General features: G+C 65.9%; 15 protein-coding genes. 10 read left to right on the forward strand and 5 right to left on the reverse strand.

The genetic code is table 11. The annotated features are described in order from the left end of the window. Positions 1-23 precede the first annotated feature (23 nt). Both G4G71_RS19940 and G4G71_RS19945 read left to right on the forward strand, forming a co-directional pair. Entirely contained in the window at positions 24-194 is a 171-nt protein-coding gene (locus G4G71_RS19940; protein ID WP_064979833.1) for a DUF2897 family protein, read from the forward strand. 100 nt (positions 195-294) lie between these two features. Next, the gene (locus tag G4G71_RS19945) at positions 295-1059 is read left to right on the forward strand and encodes a CPBP family intramembrane glutamic endopeptidase (protein ID WP_169939685.1); all 765 of its coding nucleotides are present in this window, start codon (positions 295-297) and stop codon (positions 1057-1059) included. A gap of 89 nt (positions 1060-1148) precedes the next feature. On the opposite strand, the gene G4G71_RS19950 is transcribed toward G4G71_RS19945, so the two are convergent. Beyond that, on the reverse strand, positions 1149-1769 hold the full coding sequence (locus tag G4G71_RS19950) for a TetR/AcrR family transcriptional regulator (protein ID WP_205896244.1): 621 nt from the start codon (positions 1767-1769) through the stop codon (positions 1149-1151). A gap of 219 nt (positions 1770-1988) precedes the next feature. On the opposite strand from G4G71_RS19950, the gene G4G71_RS19955 reads away from it, so the two are divergent. From G4G71_RS19955 to G4G71_RS19990, 8 genes are all read left to right on the forward strand, one after another. After that, positions 1989-3779, forward strand: coding sequence for an acyclic terpene utilization AtuA family protein (locus G4G71_RS19955; protein WP_169939686.1), 1791 nt, complete (start codon positions 1989-1991; stop codon positions 3777-3779). Between the two features lie 199 nt (positions 3780-3978). Further along, the gene (locus G4G71_RS19960; protein WP_169939687.1) at positions 3979-4854 is read left to right on the forward strand and encodes an SDR family oxidoreductase; all 876 of its coding nucleotides are present in this window, start codon (positions 3979-3981) and stop codon (positions 4852-4854) included. A 3-nt stretch (positions 4855-4857) separates the two neighbouring features. Continuing rightward, on the forward strand, positions 4858-6474 hold the full coding sequence (atuC, locus tag G4G71_RS19965) for a geranyl-CoA carboxylase subunit beta (protein ID WP_169939688.1): 1617 nt from the start codon (positions 4858-4860) through the stop codon (positions 6472-6474). A gap of 191 nt (positions 6475-6665) precedes the next feature. After that, entirely contained in the window at positions 6666-7826 is a 1161-nt protein-coding gene (gene atuD / locus G4G71_RS19970) for a citronellyl-CoA dehydrogenase (RefSeq protein ID WP_169939689.1), read from the forward strand. A gap of 126 nt (positions 7827-7952) precedes the next feature. Further along, positions 7953-8750 (forward strand): isohexenylglutaconyl-CoA hydratase, encoded by a 798-nt coding sequence (atuE, locus tag G4G71_RS19975; RefSeq protein WP_169939690.1) that lies wholly within the window; start codon positions 7953-7955, stop codon positions 8748-8750. A gap of 68 nt (positions 8751-8818) precedes the next feature. Further along, complete coding sequence (gene atuF, locus G4G71_RS19980) at positions 8819-10807, forward strand: geranyl-CoA carboxylase subunit apha (protein WP_169939691.1); 1989 nt, start codon at positions 8819-8821, stop codon at positions 10805-10807. 142 nt (positions 10808-10949) lie between these two features. Beyond that, positions 10950-11786: an SDR family oxidoreductase gene (locus tag G4G71_RS19985; protein WP_169939692.1), complete on the forward strand. Its 837-nt coding sequence runs from the start codon at positions 10950-10952 to the stop codon at positions 11784-11786. Between the two features lie 331 nt (positions 11787-12117). Next, on the forward strand, positions 12118-13935 hold the full coding sequence (locus G4G71_RS19990; RefSeq protein WP_169939693.1) for a long-chain-acyl-CoA synthetase: 1818 nt from the start codon (positions 12118-12120) through the stop codon (positions 13933-13935). 137 nt (positions 13936-14072) lie between these two features. Here the strand turns inward: G4G71_RS19990 and G4G71_RS19995 are convergent, their stop codons facing one another. The 4 genes from G4G71_RS19995 to G4G71_RS20010 all read right to left on the reverse strand — a co-directional run bounded on the left by G4G71_RS19995 (position 14073) and on the right by G4G71_RS20010 (position 17778). Further along, the gene (locus tag G4G71_RS19995; RefSeq protein WP_169939694.1) at positions 14073-14633 is read right to left on the reverse strand and encodes a hypothetical protein; all 561 of its coding nucleotides are present in this window, start codon (positions 14631-14633) and stop codon (positions 14073-14075) included. A gap of 126 nt (positions 14634-14759) precedes the next feature. Next, positions 14760-15467, reverse strand: coding sequence for a hypothetical protein (locus G4G71_RS20000; protein ID WP_169939695.1), 708 nt, complete (start codon positions 15465-15467; stop codon positions 14760-14762). Further along, positions 15464-16057, reverse strand: a complete 594-nt coding sequence (locus G4G71_RS20005) for an RNA polymerase sigma factor (RefSeq protein WP_169939696.1) — start codon at positions 16055-16057, stop codon at positions 15464-15466. The genes G4G71_RS20000 and G4G71_RS20005 overlap by 4 nt, the downstream gene beginning before the upstream one ends. 281 nt (positions 16058-16338) lie before the next feature. Continuing rightward, the gene (locus tag G4G71_RS20010; protein ID WP_045212506.1) at positions 16339-17778 is read right to left on the reverse strand and encodes an aminotransferase-like domain-containing protein; all 1440 of its coding nucleotides are present in this window, start codon (positions 17776-17778) and stop codon (positions 16339-16341) included. Positions 17779-17845 lie beyond the last annotated feature (67 nt).

The raw sequence follows: 17845 nt of genomic DNA on the forward strand, positions 1-17845 counted from the left end.
CTGCCACTGTCGGAGACGGGACCATGCCCTGGTATGCCTGGTTGATCATTGCCCTAGCCCTGGGCTCCATCGTCGGCGCGCTGATGATGCTGCGCGATACGGCGAAAAAGCTCCCGCTCACTCAGGAGCAGCTCAAGCGCATCCACGAGCGAAACGCCGAAATGGATGCCAAGGAAGCCGAAGACAAACGGTGAGAATCGCCTAACTGACTGACGTCTCAGTCAAAAACTGGCCATAACGATGGTCAGCAGCAGTCGAAATTGCCTAGACTCGCCTCCTTCGATGGAGGAAAGAATGCCCAGGAAACTCCTGCCGCTGCTGCCAGTCGTGTTGTTGCTCTGCGGTTTTGCGCTCGGATTCGTCCAGCCAGTGGGGTTGCTGATCGGCGCGTTCTACGTCGCCTGGACTCTCTGCGGCGAGACCCGCCTGCCCCGCTTGCTGTGGTGGCTGGTCTGTCTCGTACTCAGTATCGCCCTCGCCGCACACCTGTTGCCGGGCACTACCTCGTGGACGCTCTGGCCAGTGCGCCAGCTCAGCCCCGACGCTCCCGTCTACGCCCTGCACCTGTCCTGGGACAAGGCCCTGGTCGGTGCGACCCTGCTCGCCTGGTGGCTGCGCCGCGAGCCGGTGCCCGAGGAAAAGCGCTCGCCGGACTTCGCCGCCATCGTCATCGTCACAACACTGTTCGCCGTGCCCCTGGTGGCAGTTGCCGGCGGCCTGGTGGTGTGGAACCCGAAATGGCCGCCGGGCTTCTGGCTGTGGATGGTGGTCAACATCTGCGTGATCTCGCTGACCGAGGAAGCTTTCTTCCGCGGCCTGCTGCAGAGCGAACTGGTGCGTCGGTTCGGCGCCTTTGCCGGGGTGACTGTCGCCAGCGTGCTGTTCGGCATGGTGCACTGGCCGATCAACCCGTTGTTTGCCGTGGTGGCCGGTGTCGCCGGCCTGGGCTATGGCCTGGCCTTCCACTTCAGCGGCCGGCTGGCGGTGCCCGTGCTGCTGCACGCGGCGGTGAACTGCCTGCACCTGCTGCTGTTCAGTTATCCGTTGCGGATTATCTAAGCCAGTAGCAGTCATGTAGGAGCGAGCTTGCTCGCGAACCCACCCCGCTGCGGAGTCAGTTCGCGAGCAAGCTCGCTCCTACAAGAGCATCAGTCGCGCATCACCAGCAGCAACGCCTGCTCGGCCAACTCGTCCAGCGTCAGGCTGCCCTCGGGGCGGAACCAGGTGATGGACCAGGACAACGCCCCGGTGAGGAAGCGCCGCAGGATGAACGGGTCGGCCTGAGTGAACCCGGCCACGCGCGCCTCTTCCAGTACTTCCAGCCACATCTGCTCGTAGATGTCGCGCAGGCTGAGGATGTAGGCCTGGCCTTCTTCCGACAGCGAGCGCCATTCGTAGACCAGCACCGCCATCGCCTCGCCGGTGCCGCCGGTGATCGACTGCAGCTCGCAGCGGATCAGCGCCAGCAGGCGCTCGCGCAGGGTCGTGGCATCGGCCAGGGCGGCCCGCATCAGGGCGGTGTTGTAGAGGATGGTTTCCTCCATCACCGAGCGCAGGATTTCGTCCTTGCTCTTGAAGTGATGGAAGATGCTGCCGGACTGGATGCCGACCGCGCCGGCCAGATCGCGCACCGTGGTGCGCTCGTAGCCCTTGCTGCGGAACAGGTGCGCGGCGGTCTGCAGCAACTTGCCACGGGCGCTCTCCGGGTCGGTGATCTGCCCGGTCCCGACCAGCTCCAGCATGACTTCGCGGGCTTTGCGGTCATCCACGCTTTCTCTCCCCATTGGTCCCATCTGGCCACCTTGCTCAGGGCAATTCATCGAATCACACCGCAAGTGCTTGTGTTGTCTGACGAAATGTAAGCCCGCGAGTGCCAACCAAGCAAGCGCTTGGCCATCCAATGGTTGGGGTTGCCATCGACCCGGGGCTTTTCAACCAAGCGCTTGCTTGGTAATGTCGACCCATCACTCAGCGTCACGGGCAGAACAATGACTAGAACCGTACGTATCGGCTGCGCCTCCGCCTTCTGGGGCGACACCTCCACCGCCGCCGCCCAACTGGTACGCGGCGCGCAGCTGGATTACCTGGTGTTCGACTACCTCGCCGAGATCACCATGTCGATCATGGCCGGCGCGCGCCTGAAGAACCCCGAGGCAGGCTACGCCACCGATTTCATCGAAGTGATGACACCGCTGCTGGCCGACATCGCTTCGAAGAAGGTGCGCGTGATCAGCAACGCCGGCGGAGTCAACCCACAGGCCTGCGCCAGCGCCCTGTCCGCCGCCTGCGAGAAGGCCGGCGTGGCGCTGAAGATCGCCGTGGTGCACGGCGACAACCTGCAGCCGCGCCTGGGCGAACTGGCCAAGGCCGGCATCCGCGAGATGTTCAGCGATGCACCGATGCCGCCGATGTGCGTGTCGGTCAACGCCTACCTCGGCGCTCCCGGCATCGTCCAGGCGCTGGAGGCCGGCGCCGATATCGTCATCACCGGCCGCGTGGTGGACAGCGCGGTGGTCAGCGCCGCCCTGGTGCACGAATTCGGCTGGGCCTGGAACGACTACGACAAGCTGGCCCAGGCCGCGCTGGCCGGGCACATCATCGAATGCGGCGCGCAGTGCACCGGCGGCAACTTCACCGATTGGGAAAGCGTGCCGGACTACGAGCACATCGGCTTCCCCATCGTCGAAGTCCAGGCCGGCGGCGAATTCGTCGTCACCAAGCCGCAGGGCACCGGCGGGCTGGTCACGCCACTGTCGGTGGGCGAGCAGATGCTCTACGAGATCGGCGACCCGCGCGCCTACCTGCTGCCCGACGTGATCTGCGATTTCACCCAGGTCCAGTTGGCCCAGGTTAGCGAGAACCGCGTGACTGTCAGCGGCGCACGCGGCCTGCCGCCGACCGGCCAGTACAAGGTCAGCGCCACCTACCCGGACGGCTTCCGCTGCACCGCCAGTTGCCTGATCGCCGGCATCGACGCGGTGAAGAAGGCCGAGCGGGTCAGCCAGGCGATCATCGCCAAGACCGAGGAAATCCTCATGGAACGCGGCTGGGGCCCGTACCGCGAGGTCAGCGTCGAATTGCTCGGCAGCGAGGCCACCTACGGCCCCCACGGGCGCCGCGGCGACAGCCGCGAAATCGTGTTGAAGCTCGCCGTACGCCATAGCCGCAAGGAAGCCCTGGTGCTGTTCTCCCGCGAGATCGCCCAGGCCGCCACCGGCATGGCGCCGGGCCTGACCGGCATCGTCGGCGGCCGCCCGACCGTGTACCCGGTGATCCGCCTGTTCTCCTTCCTGATCGACAAGAGCGCCTGCGAGTTGGCCGTGGAGATCGACGGCGAGCGCCAGCCAGTCGCCCTGCCCGCCATCGACCACTTTGACCCGGCCGCGCTGGCCGACGACATTCCCGTGCCGGCCGCCAAAGGCCCGGCGCAGGCCAGCGTGCCCCTGGTGAAGCTGGCCGTGGCGCGCTCCGGCGACAAGGGCAACCACAGCAACATCGGCGTGATGGCGCGCCGGCCCGAATACCTGCCGTGGATCGCCGAGGCGCTGAGCGAAGGCGCCGTGGCCGAATGGATGCAGCACGTGCTCGACCCGCAGGTCGGCCGCGTCAGCCGCTGGCACCTACCGGGCAGCCACAGCCTGAACTTCCTGCTGGAGAACGCCCTGGGCGGCGGCGGTGTCGCCAGCCTGCGCATCGACCCGCAGGGCAAGGCCTTCGCCCAGCAGTTGCTGGAATTCCCGGTGGCTGTGCCGCAAGCCATCGCCGATCAATTCCTGTAGGAGCGAGCTTGCTCGCGAACCCAGCCCCGCAGCGGAGCCTGTTCGCGAGCAAGCTCGCTCCTACGAAGAGCACGCACGACGAACGATTGAGCAGAAACGTAGGGCGCATAACGCCAGCAGCGTTATCCGCCAATCGCAAACGGCGGATGAAGCGTTCCGCGTCATTCGCCCTACGGAATACCTCGGAGTCAGAACAACAATGAGCTACGACTCGATCTTCAAACCCGGCCTGTTCACCGGCCAGACCATCATCGTCACCGGCGGCGGCAGCGGCATCGGTCGCTGCACCGCCCATGAGCTGGCGGCCCTCGGCGCCCACGTGGTGCTAGTCGGGCGCAAGGCCGAGAAGCTGGAGAAGACCGCCGGCGAGATCATCGAGGACGGCGGCAGCGCCAGCTGGCACAGCTGCGACATCCGCGACGAGGAAGCGGTCAAGGCGCTGGTGGCGCAGGTCATCGCCGAGCGCGGGCCGATCCATCACCTGGTCAACAACGCCGGCGGCCAGTACCCCGCGTCGCTGGCCTCGATCAACCTGAAGGGCTTCGAGGCCGTGGTGCGCACCAACCTCGTCGGCGGTTTCCTGATGGCCCGCGAAGTCTTCAACCAGAGCCTGAGCAAGACCGGCGGCAGCATCGTCAACATGCTCGCCGACATGTGGGGCGGCATGCCCGGCATGGGCCACTCCGGCGCCGCCCGCGCAGGCATGGAGAACTTCACCAAGACCGCCGCCATCGAGTGGGGCCACGCCGGCGTGCGGGTCAACGCCGTGGCACCGGGCTGGGTCGCTTCCAGCGGCATGGACACCTACGAAGGCGCATTCAAGGCGGTAATCCCGACCCTGCGCGAGCACGTACCGCTCAAGCGCATCGGCACCGAGTCGGAAGTCGCCGCCGCCATCGTCTTCCTGCTCTCCCCCGGCGCGGCCTTCATCAGCGGCAATACCATCCGCATCGATGGCGCCGCCAGCCAGGGCAGCCGCGCCTTCCCGCTGTCCAAGGTGAAGCCGGGGCAAAGCCGTTCCTACAACGGTTTCCACCGTGCCTATCTTCCCGATGTGCTGAAGGATCAGGAGTAAGCCATGCCGGTGATCCAGTCGGAAATCGACGCCCAGGGCGAAGACTTCGCCCGCAACCGCGAGGCCATGCTGGCCGCCGTGACGAGCTTCCGCGAGGTCGAACAGAAGGTGCTCGACAAGGCCGCCGAGGCCAAACCCAAGTTCGACAAGCGCGGCCAGTTGCTGCCGCGCGAACGCCTGAACCTGCTGCTGGATGCCGGTGCGCCGTTCCTCGAGATCGGTTCGCTGGCCGGCTACAAGCTGCATGACGACAAGGACGGCACCCAGGCCGGCGGCGGCATCATCTCCGGCATCGGCTATATCGCCGGGGTGCGCTGCCTGGTCACCGCCAGCAACAGCGCGATCAAGGGCGGCACCATCTCCCCCACCGGGCTGAAGAAGACCCTGCGCCTGCAGCAGATCGCCTTCGAGAACAAGCTGCCGGTGGTGGCGCTGACCGAGAGCGGCGGCGCCAACCTGAACTACGCGGCGGACATCTTCGTCGAGGGCGCGCGCGGCTTCGCCAACCAGGCACGCATGTCGGCGGCGGGCATTCCGCAGGTCACCGTGGTGCACGGCTCGTCCACCGCTGGCGGTGCCTACCAGCCAGGCCTGTCGGACTACGTGGTGGTAGTGCGCGGCAAGGCCAAGATGTTCCTCGCCGGCCCGCCGCTGCTGAAAGCCGCCACCGGCGAGATCGCCACCGATGAAGAATTGGGTGGCGCCGAACTGCACGCCCAGGTCGCCGGCACCGCCGAATACCTGGCGGAGAACGACGCCGACGGCGTGCGCCTCGCCCGCGAGATTCTCGCCTCCTTGCCGTGGAATGCGCAGCTGCCGGCTCGCCCGAAACAGGTGTGGGAGGAGCCGCTGTACCCGGCGCAGGAACTGCTCGGCGTGGTCCCGGCGGATGCGAAGAAGCCCTACGACGTGCGCGAAATCATCGCGCGCATCGCCGACGGCTCGCGCTTCCTCGACTTCAAGAACGAGTTCGACAGCCAGACCGTCTGCGGCCACCTGCACATCGAGGGCCACGCCTGCGGCCTGATCGGCAATAACGGCCCGATCACCCCGCAGGGTGCGGCCAAGGCGGCGCAGTTCATCCAGCTGTGCGAGCAGAGCAACACGCCGATCCTGTTCCTGCACAACACCACCGGTTTCATGGTCGGCACTGAGTCCGAGCGCCTGGGCGTGATCAAGCACGGCTCGAAGATGATCCAGGCGGTGGCCAACGCCACGGTGCCCAAACTCACGCTGGTCGTCGGCGGCTCCTACGGGGCCGGCAACTACGCCATGTGCGGCCGCGGGCTGGACCCGCGCTTCATCTTCGCCTGGCCCAACAGCCGCACCGCCGTGATGGGCGGCGCCCAAGCCGGCAAGGTGCTGCGCATCGTCACCGAGGAAAAGCACGCCAAGGAGGGCAAGGAAGCCGACCCGAAGATGCTCGACATGCTCGAACAGATGACCGCGCAGAAACTCGACGCCCAGTCCACCGCGCTCTACGGCACGGCGAGCCTTTGGGACGACGGGCTGATCGACCCGCGCGATACCCGCGCGCTGCTCGGCTATCTGCTGGATATCTGTGCGGAGGCGGCCGTGCGGCCGCTGAAGGGTAATAGTTTTGGGGTAGCGAGGTTCTGATCGGGAATTGGGAGAGTGGGCAAAAGCCCCTCTCCCCCCGCCCTCTCCCGCAAGCGGGAGAGGGAGCCAAAGCGACCCGGCGTAATGCGAACCGTCCAGCCACTCCGGACAGCCCCCTCTCCCTTCAGGGAGAGGGTTGGGGAGAGGGCCAGAGGCGGGAAACCAGACCAGGCATCAGGAGAACAACAACAATGATCTTCACCCAGGAACACGAAGAACTCCGCCGCACCGTGCGCAACTTCGTCGAACGCGAGATCAACCCTTACGTCGACGAGTGGGAAAAAGCCGGTCGCTTCCCGATCCACGAGGTCTTCAAGAAAGCCGGCGACCTGGGCCTGCTGGGCATCTCCAAGCCGGAGAAATTCGGCGGCATGGGCCTGGACTACAGCTACTCGGTAGTCGCCGCCGAGGAGTTCGGCACCATCCACTGCGGCGGCGTGCCGATGGCCCTGGGCGTACAGACCGACATGTGCACCCCGGCCCTGGCGCGCTTCGGCTCCGATGAGCTGCGCGAGGAATTCCTCCGTCCGGCCATCGCCGGCGAGATGGTCGGCTGCATCGGCGTGTCCGAAGTGGGCGCCGGTTCCGACGTTGCCGGGCTGAAGACCACCGCGCGCAAGGATGGCGATGACTACGTCATCAACGGCAGCAAGATGTGGATCACCAACTCGCCGTCCGCCGACTTCATCTGCCTGCTGGCCAACACCTCCGACGACAAGCCCCACGTCAACAAGTCGCTGATCATGGTGCCGATGAAGTCCAAGGGCATCAGCATCAGCCCGCACCTGGACAAGCTCGGCATGCGCAGCTCGGAGACCGCCCAGGTGTTCTTCGACGACGTGCGCGTGCCGCAGCGCAACCGCATCGGCGCCGAGGGTTCGGGCTTCATGATGCAGATGCTGCAATTCCAGGAGGAGCGCCTGTTCGGCGCCGCCAGCGGAATCAAGGGCATGGAGTACTGCGTCAACGCCACCATCGACTACTGCAAGGAACGCAAGACCTTCGGCCAGGCACTGATCGACAACCAGGTCATCCACTTCCGCATGGCCGAGCTGATGACCGAGATCGAATGCCTGCGCGCCCTCACCTACCAGGCCACCGAGCAGTACATCCGCGGCAAGGACGTCACCCGCCTGGCCTCCATGGCCAAGCTCAAGGTCGGCCGGCTGTCCCGCGAGGTCACCGACGCCTGCCTGCAGTACTGGGGCGGCCAGGGCTTCATGTGGGAGAACCCGATCGCCCGCGCTTACCGCGACACCCGCCTGGTCTCCATCGGCGGCGGCGCGGACGAAATCATGCTGGGCATCATCTGCAAGCTGATGGGCACCCTGCCGGGCAAGAAGAAGGGCTAAGGGCCTGGGCCCTTTGTAGGAGCGAGCTTGCTCGCGAACGCTGTTTCGCTTGGCACCCCGGTGCCATGCGGTTCGCGAGCAAGCTCGCTCCTACGAAAAGACGACGAATCGACGAGGAATTGCGGCATGAGTGAACTGCCGAACTGCGAAACCCTGCTGCTGGAACGTGAAGGCGGCGTACTGCACGTCACCCTCAATCGCCCGGACAGCCGCAACGCCATGAGCCTGGCGATGGTCAGCGAACTGCGTGCCGTGCTCGCCGCGGTGCGCGACGACCGCGCGGTGCGCGCCATTGTCCTGCGCGGCGCCGGCGGGCACTTCTGCGCTGGCGGCGACATCAAGGACATGGCCGGCGCCCGCGCCGCCGGTCCCGATGCCTATGCCGCGCTGAACCGCGCCTTCGGCGGCCTGCTGGAAGAAGCCCAGGCACAACCGCAGGTGCTGGTCGCTGCGCTGGAAGGTGCGGTGCTCGGCGGTGGCTTCGGCCTGGCCTGCGTCTCGGACATCGCCATCGCGGCGGCCGACGCGCAGTTCGGCCTGCCGGAAACCAGCCTCGGCATCCTGCCGGCACAGATTGCACCCTTCGTGGTGAAACGCATCGGCCTGACCCAGGCCCGCCGCCTGGCCCTGACCGCCGCGCGCTTCGATGGCCGTGAGGCGCTGCGCCTCGGGCTCGTGCATCACTGCCCCGAAAACGCTGAAAACCTCGGCGAGCAACTGGCGGAAACCCTTGACCAGGTCCGTCGCTGCGCGCCGGGCGCCAATGCCGCCACCAAGGCACTGCTGCTGGCCACCGAGACCGAAGCCCTCGGCCCGTTGCTGGACGGCGCCGCCCGCCAGTTTGCCGACGCGGTGACCGGCGCGGAAGGCGCCGAAGGCACCATGGCCTTCGTGCAGAAACGCAAACCGAACTGGGCGCAGTGACCCAACGCGCACACCGAACAACCCCCTCTCCCTTCTGGGTGAGGGCTGGGGAGAGGGAAACAGCCAGCATGCCCAGCTTCGACAAGATCCTGATTGCCAACCGCGGCGAGATCGCCTGCCGGGTGATCCGCACCGCCCAAGACCTGGGCTACCGGACCGTGGCCGTGTACAGCGAGGCCGACGCCAACGCCCGCCACGTGCAGTTGGCCGACGAAGCCGTATGCATCGGCCCGGCGCCGGTCGGCCAGTCCTACCTGAAACCCGAGGCGATCCTCGACGCCGCGAAACGCACCGGCGCCGGCGCCGTCCACCCCGGCTACGGCTTCCTCTCGGAGAACGCCGACTTCGCCCGCGCCTGCGAGGCTGCCGGCATCGTCTTCATCGGTCCGGGCGTGGAAGCCATCCACCTGATGGGCAGCAAGCGCCTGTCGAAGATCGCCATGCTCGAAGCCGGTGTGCCCTGCATTCCCGGCTACGAAGGCGCCGAGCAGGATGACGCCACGCTGACCCGTGAAGCGCAGCGCATCGGCTACCCGCTGATGATCAAGGCCAGCGCCGGCGGTGGCGGGCGCGGCATGCGCCTGGTGACGCGCAGCGAGGACCTCGCCGAGCAACTGCGCACGGCGCGCTCGGAAGCGCAGAACGCCTTCGGCAGCGGCGAGCTGATTCTGGAGAAAGCCGTGGTGCAGCCGCGCCACGTGGAAATCCAGGTATTCGGCGACAGCCACGGCCATATCGTCTATCTCGGCGAGCGCGACTGTTCGGTGCAGCGCCGCCACCAGAAGGTCATCGAGGAAGCGCCTTGCCCGGTGCTGACCGAGGACCTGCGCGCCGCCATGGGCAGCGCTGCGGTGAAGGCCGCCGCGTCGGTGAACTACCTGGGCGCCGGCACCGTGGAGTTCCTGCTGGATGCAAGCGGTGCCTTCTACTTCCTGGAAATGAACACCCGCCTGCAGGTCGAGCACCCGGTCACCGAACTGGTCACCGGCCAGGACCTAGTGGCCTGGCAGATTCGCGTCGCCGAGGGCCATCCGCTGCCGCTGACCCAGGAGCAGATCCAGCTCAAGGGCCATGCCATCGAGGTGCGCCTGTACGCTGAGGATGCTGGCAACGGTTTCCTCCCGCAGACCGGCCAGGTGCTGCGCTGGACGCCGCCGCAGCTGGACGGCATCCGTATCGACCACGGCCTGCGCGAAGGCCAGCCGGTAACGCCGTTCTACGATCCGATGCTGGCCAAGGTCATTGCCTACGGCGCCACCCGCGACGAGGCCCGGCGCAAGCTGGTGCGCGCCGTCGAGGATTGCGTGCTACTGGGCGTGACCGGCAACCAGCGCTTCCTCGCCAACCTGCTCAGGCACCCGGAATTCGCCGCCGGCAAAGCCACCACGGCGTTCATCGGCGAGCAATTCGCCGGCGACCCGAGCCTGGCCCCGCGCCAGCCGCAGCCGCTGGAACTGGCCTGCGCCGCCGCCCTGCTCTATCAGGCTTCGGCCAGCGACCGCGCGCACCAGCCGGGGCTGTCCGGCTGGCGTAGCGCGGGCAGCGCGCCCTGGCGTTTTGCGCTCAAGCATGGCGAGGAGAGATTCGTCGTCGAGCTGGAAGTCCGCGAACACGGCACCCAGCCGACGCTGCTGGCCCGCATCGGTGAATCCGACATCAAGTTGCGCCTGCTCGGCGAGGAGAACGGTGACGCAATCCTGGAAGCCGACGGTGTTCGCCGCCGCCTGCCCTTCCACCGCGACGGCGCGCGCCTCTGGCTGTATGGCGCGGACGGCAACCTGGAATTGCTGGACATCACTCACGAGCCCGTCAGCGCGGCTGGCGGCGCAGGCTCCGGTACGGTGAAGGCACCGATGGATGGCGCCATCGTCGACGTACTGGTGAGCGAAGGTACGCGAGTCAGCAAGGGCCAGCTGCTGCTGGTGCTGGAAGCGATGAAGATGGAACACCCGCTCAAGGCCGGCGTCGATGGCGTGATCCGTCGCGTGCAGGTGAGCAAGGGCGAGCAGGTGAAATCACGGCAGTTGCTGGTGGAAGTGGAGGCCGAAGACGCCTGAAGCGCTTTTCGCTTTTCGTAGGAGCGAGCTTGCTCGCGAACAAACCCCGCTGCGGGGCTCAGGTTCGCGAGCAAGCTCGCTCCTACAGGTTCCAACTAGCAATTCCGTCAGAACAAGACCACAAGAACACGGAGCCCCAACCATGTCCCTTTCTACTAACAGCCTGGCCGGCAAAACCCTCTTCATCACCGGCGCCAGCCGTGGCATCGGCCGCGAAATCGCCCTGCGCGCCGCCCGCGATGGCGCCAACATCATCATCGCCGCCAAGAGCGCCGAGCCCCACCCGAAACTCGAAGGCACCATCTTCAGCGTCGCCGCGGAAGTCGAAGCCGCTGGCGGCAAGGCACTGGCCCTACAACTGGACGTGCGCGACGAGAACGCCGCGCGCGAGGCCATGGCCAAGGCCGCCGAGCATTTCGGCGGGATCGACGCCGTGGTGAACAACGCCGGCGCCATCAAACTGGTGGGCGTGGAGCGCCTGGAGCCCAAGCGCTTCGACCTGATGTATCAGATCAACACTCGCGCCGTGATGGTCTGCAGCCAGGCCGCGCTGCCCTACCTGAAGCAGAGCAAGGGCCACATCCTCAGCCTGTCGCCGCCGATCAACCTGGCCGGCAAGTGGTTCGCTCAGCACGGCCCCTACACCGTCACCAAGTACGGCATGAGCATGCTTACCCTCGGCATGCACGAGGAGTTCAAGAAGTACGGCATCAGCGTCAACGCGCTGTGGCCGAAAACCATGATCGCCACCGCCGCCATCGAGTTCGAGCTGGGCAGCCGCGACGCCTTCAAGCGTGCGCGCACTCCCGCGATCATGGCGGACGCCGCCTACGCCATCCTCTCCAGCAGCGAGCGCAGCATCAGCGGTCGGCTGCTGATCGACGAGGACATCCTGCGCGAACAGGGCCAGAGCGACTTCGAGCAGTACCGCTTCGACCCGAACGGCGGCAGCCTGGTACCCGACCTGTTCCTCGACTGAGCCCAGTCACGGACCTCTTCGTAGGGCGCATGACGCGGAAAGCGTTATGCGCCGTTCACTCCCCACGGACTGACGGCGAATAACCGCAAGCGGTTATTCGCCCTGCGGCGCTCTCTCCTGGCATCGTTCGCGGCGTTTACCAATCGACACAATCCCGCCCTGGCCGTCCGGCCATCGCTCTCTAGACTGCGATGAACGCCTAGCCGATGCGTTTGCCGATCTGCCCTGCGCCACGCGCGCAACAGCCATAGGCGCACGTCGGACGACGACCTAGAGTCGCTCGCTAGCGTCTGCACGCCACAGACAACAATGACAATAAGGGCACGCGTCAATGAGCCACGCCGATATCATCACCCCGACCCGCTTCCTCGCCCACCTGCCGGCCACCCTCGGCCGCGTGCCGCGCATGCTCCGCGGGCTCTACTACACCGGCATCCGCAACCGCGAGAAGAACCTGTCCCTGGGCTGGGCCCTGGAGCGCGCCGCGCGCCTCTATCCGGACAGCCCGGCGCTGATCGACGAACGCCGGCGCCTGTCCTACGCCTTGTTCAACGGCTGGGCCAACCGCCTGGCGCGGGCCTTCCAGGCCGAAGGCGTGCAACACGGCAGCGTGGTGGCGGTGATGCTGGAGAATCGCGCCGAATTGATGGTGGTACTCGCTGCCCTGGCCAAGCTCGGCGCCATCGGCGCGCTAGTCAACACCACCCAGCGCGGCCAGGTGCTCAGTCACAGCCTCAACCTGGTCAAGCCCAGCCATTTCGTGGTCGGCGAAGAGTTGCGCGAAGCCTTCGAGGACGTCCGCCCGGCCCTGGAGAACAGCGGCGGTCGCTGCTACTGGATCGCCGATGGCGATGAAGCGGCACAAGCGCCCGCGGGCTGGCAAAGCCTCATGCGCCTCGCGCAGGAACAGGACTCGAACAACCTCACCGAAACCGCCAAGGTGCGCCTGAAGGACGCCTGCTTCTACATCTACACCTCCGGCACCACCGGCCTGCCCAAAGCCTCGATCATGAGCCACGGCAAGTGGATCAAGGCCTACGGCGGCTTCGGCCATTCGGGCCTGGCGCTGACCAACAGCGACGTGCTTTACCTGACGCTGCCCTGCTACCACAACAATGCCGTGACCGTGTGCTGGAGCGCCGTACTGGCCGGCGGCGCGGCCATCGCCCTGCGCCGCAAGTTTTCCGCCAGTTCGTTCTGGAAAGACGTCCAGACCTACCAGGCCACCTGCTTCGGCTATATCGGCGAACTCTGTCGCTACCTGCTCAACCAGCCCGAGTGCGCGGAAGAGCGCGGCAATACCCTGACCTGCATGATCGGCAATGGCCTGCGCCCCTCGATCTGGAACGAGTTCAAGGAACGCTTCGGCATCGAGCGGATCACCGAGTTCTATGCCTCCAGCGAAGGCAATATCGGCTTCACCAATGTGTTCAACTTCGACAATACGGTGGGCTTCTCCCCGGCAACCTACGCCATCGTCCGCTACGACCTGGAAAACGACCAGCCGGTGCGGGGCGCCAAGGGGTTCATGGAAAAGGTCGACAAGGGCGAAGCCGGCCTGCTGATCAGCGAGATCAGCGACAAGTGGCCGTTCGACGGCTACACCGACCCGGCCAAGAGCGAGGCGGTGATCTACCGCAACGTGTTCAAGGAAGGCGACACCTGGTTCAACACCGGCGACCTGATGCGCGACATCGGCTTCAAGCACACCCAGTTCGTCGATCGCCTGGGCGACACCTTCCGCTGGAAAGGCGAGAACGTCTCCACCACCGAGGTGGAAAACGCCCTGGGCGCCTTCCCCGGCGTAGAGGACGCAGTGGTTTACGGCGTGGAGATCCCCGGCACCAACGGCCGCTGCGGCATGGCGGCACTGCGCCTGGCCGACGGCGTCAGCCTGGATGCGACAGAGCTGGCGGCCCACCTGGACCGCGAGCTACCGGCTTACGCCGTGCCACTGTTCCTGCGCTTGCTGGCCCAGGTGGAGACCACCGGGACCTTCAAGTACAAGAAGACCGACCTCAAGCGCAACGCCTACGACCCCTCAGCCGTGACCGAGGCACTGTTCGTGCGGCTGCCGGGGGAGACTGACTATCGGACGCTGGATGGCGCGCTGTTCGAAGCGATTCGCGGCGGCGCTCACCGTTTCTAAGGGCTGCCATAACGAACTGCTTCGCGAGCTCTCCCCTCTCTCCCGTCCTGGCTGCGCACTCCGTTCGGACGGGAGAGGGGAAAACGCAGGCACGGCATCGCACAAGAAAAGGTCGTTCCCGGAGGGAAATCGACCGATCAGTTGCGGAACTTGAACTGCAACTCGGCGCCACGGATGTCCGAGTGCCAACTGTCGTCGTTGGGTTCGCGCTCGTTGGGCTCGCGCTGGATCAGCCGGCCACCGACCTCGAAGGGGCTCTGTCCGGCTTTTTCGCCGAACATCGGCGGCAGAATCGGCTTCTCGTCAATCACGGTGATCGAATCGTCCGGCTCCAACTGATGGACCAGGTCCCTGGGCAGACGCAGGTCCAGCTTCACCGTCGGCAGCGGCTGCTTGACCACCGGATCAACCGGCTTCTTCACCTGCGCCGGCGTCTTCGAGGGCGCCTTGGCCTCAGGCTTGATGGCGGCCTCGACCGCGGCAGACTTGGGCGACGCCACGGCCTTGGCGGCGGCAGGCTTGGCCTCTTCCTCGCGCGGCTGCTCGGCGGCAGGTTCCGGCGCAGGCGTGCTGGCAGGCGCAGTCACAGCTGGGGCAACAGCCGGGGCCGGGGCCACAGCCTTATCCTTGTGCTCATCGCCGCAGGCAGCGAGCAGCAGGGACAGACTGGCGACAACGAGGATTCGAGACTTCTTCATGGAGCGGACCGTCAGAAAAACCGCGCAATGCTGGCGCGAGTTGCCTTGCGGAGCAAGAGTCTTGCCATGACAAACCGTTACGTCATGCAGTCTGACAGACGCAGGCTGAACCCGGCCTGTCATTGATCAAGGGTTGTCAGGTAATTCCTTCAGAGCCTTGTCGATGTCCAGGCCGGGGAAACGCTGCCGGAGGCTCTCACGCACTTGTTCAGCCTCTTCCTTCCGCCCCTCGCCTTGCAAGTCGCGCAGATGCAGCAGACTGGTACGCGGCTCGTCGGCGCCCTCGGCGAATGCCTGGAGCTTCCCTTCGGCCGATACGCCTGACTGCGCCTGTGCGTCGACAGATTCGCGGACTTCATCCCTTGCTGCTGCAGCCGCCATTTTCTTGCTTATCGGCGCAGGCTTGGCGAGCTCCTGGATCGTTGCCCCGGCAGCGGCACTATCCATCTGCGGCGCGGCCATCCTCGGATCCACCACAGAGGGCGCAGCGGCTGGAGCCGCCGGCGGCGCCATGGCCGGTGCAGGCGCTGGCGCACGCATCATTGCCGGGGATACCGGCGCGTCAAAGCGCTCTGGCGCCTCTTCAAAGGTCCGCAAGGTCAGGCTCAGGCCGATGCCCAGGGTCGCCAGACCAGCCACGGCAACGCCCCAGCGCTGGCGGCTGCCGGCGCCCAGCAACCACTGTTGCAGGCGCTGGGCGAAACTCGCGGGCTTCTCCTGCACGGCGGCGCGAGCGGCGGCCAGGATGCGCGCGTCCAACTGCGCCGACGGCTGCGCTTCGCTATGCCGACGGTAGTGTTCGAGCAGCTCCTGCTCGTGCGGATCGCGGTTCATGGGTTCACCTCCTCGGCCACCGACGGATCGGACAACAACCGACGCAGTTTCTGCATCGCATAGCGAAGTCGGCTCTTCACGGTTTCCGCCGGAGTCTTCGTGAGCTCGGCAATTTCATTCAATTCCAGATCGCCATGGGTACGCAGCAGGAACACTTCGCGCTGCTCCACCGGCAAAGACTCCAGTGCGCCCTGCAGGCGCTGCTGGTCGCGGGCAAGGCTCAGCTCACGTTCGGGGTCGGTGCTTTCGCCGCTCAATGCATCGCCATGCAATTGTTCGTCGAAGCTTTCCTGGCGCCCCAGGTGCCGACTCAGCTTGCGCCAATGGTCGATCAGGCGGTTGCGGCCGATCTGGTACAGCCAGGTCTTGAAGCTGGCCGCGCCCAGAGGCTGGCTATCGCTGCGGATCAGGCTCAGCCAGGTTTCCTGGAACACTTCCTCGGCCTGGGCATTGTCGCCGCACAGGCCGCAGAGGAAGCGGAACAGGCCTAGGCGATGACGAGCGTAAAGCTCGCCGAACGCTTCGGCGTCGCCTTGTCGGTAACGCCGCAGCAGTGCGACGTCGTTTTCATCCGTGAGGGGTCTCTTCAACTCTCTCGATCCGTAGCGTTGCGGGTGGTGGCTGGCTTCTCGCCAGCGACCGAGTATCGCCGATGGCGCAGGCACGGGTGTAATGCAGTGGTCATCCGGCAGCGTGGCGATCGGCACGGCGGCGGTCTCGTCGAGGGTTTCAACTTGCTTGGACGAGACAATGCGGGAAAACGGGTTAACCGTAGATAAGCATTTACGTAGGAGCGGACTCTGTCCGCGATGGTATCCGGCGCGCGGCGGACCTATCGCGGACAGAGTCCGCTCCTACGCATGCCGGGCAATTACGCAGCGATCAGTTCTTCCTGGCACAGCTGGCAGGCCAGCATGCCGAGGGTCATGATCGCCCGCTCCGCCTCGCGGTCCCACGGGATACCGCAGGTCAGGCGCAGGCAGTTGTTGAACTGCTCGGTGTTACTGAAGATCAGCCCCGGGGCAATGCTGATGCCCTGCTCCAGCGCGCGCACGTGCAGCTCTTTGGTGTTGACCTTGGCCGGCAGGCTGACCCAGAGGATGAAGCCGCCCTTGGGCCGGGTCATCTGCGTGCCTTCGGGGAAGTACTGCTGCACCGCCAGCTGATAGGCGGTCATGTTCTTGCGGTACTCCTGGCGGATGTAGCGCAGGTGCCGGTCGTAGCCGCCGTTCTCCAGGTACGCCGCCACGCCCATCTGGGTGACGGTGCAAGCCGAATGCGTGGTGAAGGTCTGCAGGCGACGGATTTCCTCTTGGTAGCGCTCGGTGATGATCCAGCCGATACGAACGCCGGGAGAAATCGTCTTGGAGAAGCTCGAGCAGTACACCACGCGGCCGTCACGATCGTGGGCCTTGAGTGCCTTGGTCTGGCCCTGGTCGAACATCAGCTCGCCGTAGATATCGTCCTCGATCACCCCGATGTTGTGCTCGGCGGTGAGCTTGAGCAGTGCCTTCTGGCGATCCTCGGGGATGGTGCCTCCCAGCGGGTTGCTCAGGCGCGCGGTCAGCACCAGCGCCTTGATCGGCCACTGGTTGGCCGCCAGCTGCAAGGCTTCCAGGCTGATGCCGGTCAGCGGGTCGCTGGGGATCTCGATGACCTTGAGCCCGAGGATATCGGCCAATTGCAGCAAGCCGTAGTAGCTCGGCGACTCGGTGGCGATCAGGTCGCCCGGCCGGGTCATCACGCGCAAGGCCATGTGGATGGCGTCCACGCAACCATGGGTGATGGTCACCTGGGTCGGGTCGACCACCACGCCGGCGTCACGCATGCGGATCGCCACCTGACGGCGCAACGGCTCGTAGCCGGGGCTGAACATGTAGCTGAAGGCACGCGGGCTGGAGAAGCGGGTGACCTTGGCCAATTGCTGGTGCAGCGCACGCACCGGGAGGTAATCCACGTGCGGCACGGCGGCGCCCAGAGGGAACACGCCTTCGCGGCGCGCCTCGGCGAGCACCTGGTTGATGATGCTGCTGCGGGTGACCAGCCCCGGCCGCTCCACACGGGCGATGTCCGGCGTCGAGGCAGTCAGCGCCGGCGTGCGGTGCACGTAGAAGCCGGATTGCGGGCGCGCGCGGATCAGCCCCTGATCTTCGAGGGTGGCATAGGCCTGAAGCACCGTGGCGTGGCTGACGTTGAGCTGGGTGCTCAACTTGCGCACGGACGGCACGCGCTCGCCCGGCTGGTAGACACCACGACGGATGTCTTCCGCCAGTTGCTGGGCGATGCGCTGGTAGAGCAGCAGATTGGACATGACGGCCATCCCTCGGTCATTGAACCGAAACAGTAGCCAAAAAGTGAAAACTGTTCCAGAACAGTCG

Origin of the sequence: Pseudomonas multiresinivorans, from assembly GCF_012971725.1 — a bacterium.
GTDB classification, from domain to species: domain Bacteria; phylum Pseudomonadota; class Gammaproteobacteria; order Pseudomonadales; family Pseudomonadaceae; genus Pseudomonas; species Pseudomonas multiresinivorans.

What these genes read in the sequence shown, in the direction of transcription:
- G4G71_RS19990 (WP_169939693.1), top strand. Translation starts at nt 12,118, where the DNA reads ATGAGCCACGCCGATATCATCACCCCGACCCGCTTCCTCGCCCACCTG.
- G4G71_RS19940 (WP_064979833.1), top strand. Translation starts at nt 24, where the DNA reads ATGCCCTGGTATGCCTGGTTGATCATTGCCCTAGCCCTGGGCTCCATC.
- G4G71_RS19945 (WP_169939685.1), top strand. Translation starts at nt 295, where the DNA reads ATGCCCAGGAAACTCCTGCCGCTGCTGCCAGTCGTGTTGTTGCTCTGC.
- G4G71_RS19995 (WP_169939694.1), bottom strand. Translation starts at nt 14,633, where the DNA reads ATGAAGAAGTCTCGAATCCTCGTTGTCGCCAGTCTGTCCCTGCTGCTC.
- G4G71_RS19955 (WP_169939686.1), top strand. Translation starts at nt 1,989, where the DNA reads ATGACTAGAACCGTACGTATCGGCTGCGCCTCCGCCTTCTGGGGCGAC.
- atuC (WP_169939688.1), top strand. Translation starts at nt 4,858, where the DNA reads ATGCCGGTGATCCAGTCGGAAATCGACGCCCAGGGCGAAGACTTCGCC.
- atuF (WP_169939691.1), top strand. Translation starts at nt 8,819, where the DNA reads ATGCCCAGCTTCGACAAGATCCTGATTGCCAACCGCGGCGAGATCGCC.
- atuD (WP_169939689.1), top strand. Translation starts at nt 6,666, where the DNA reads ATGATCTTCACCCAGGAACACGAAGAACTCCGCCGCACCGTGCGCAAC.
- G4G71_RS20000 (WP_169939695.1), bottom strand. Translation starts at nt 15,467, where the DNA reads ATGAACCGCGATCCGCACGAGCAGGAGCTGCTCGAACACTACCGTCGG.
- G4G71_RS20010 (WP_045212506.1), bottom strand. Translation starts at nt 17,778, where the DNA reads ATGTCCAATCTGCTGCTCTACCAGCGCATCGCCCAGCAACTGGCGGAA.
- G4G71_RS19960 (WP_169939687.1), top strand. Translation starts at nt 3,979, where the DNA reads ATGAGCTACGACTCGATCTTCAAACCCGGCCTGTTCACCGGCCAGACC.
- G4G71_RS19985 (WP_169939692.1), top strand. Translation starts at nt 10,950, where the DNA reads ATGTCCCTTTCTACTAACAGCCTGGCCGGCAAAACCCTCTTCATCACC.
- atuE (WP_169939690.1), top strand. Translation starts at nt 7,953, where the DNA reads ATGAGTGAACTGCCGAACTGCGAAACCCTGCTGCTGGAACGTGAAGGC.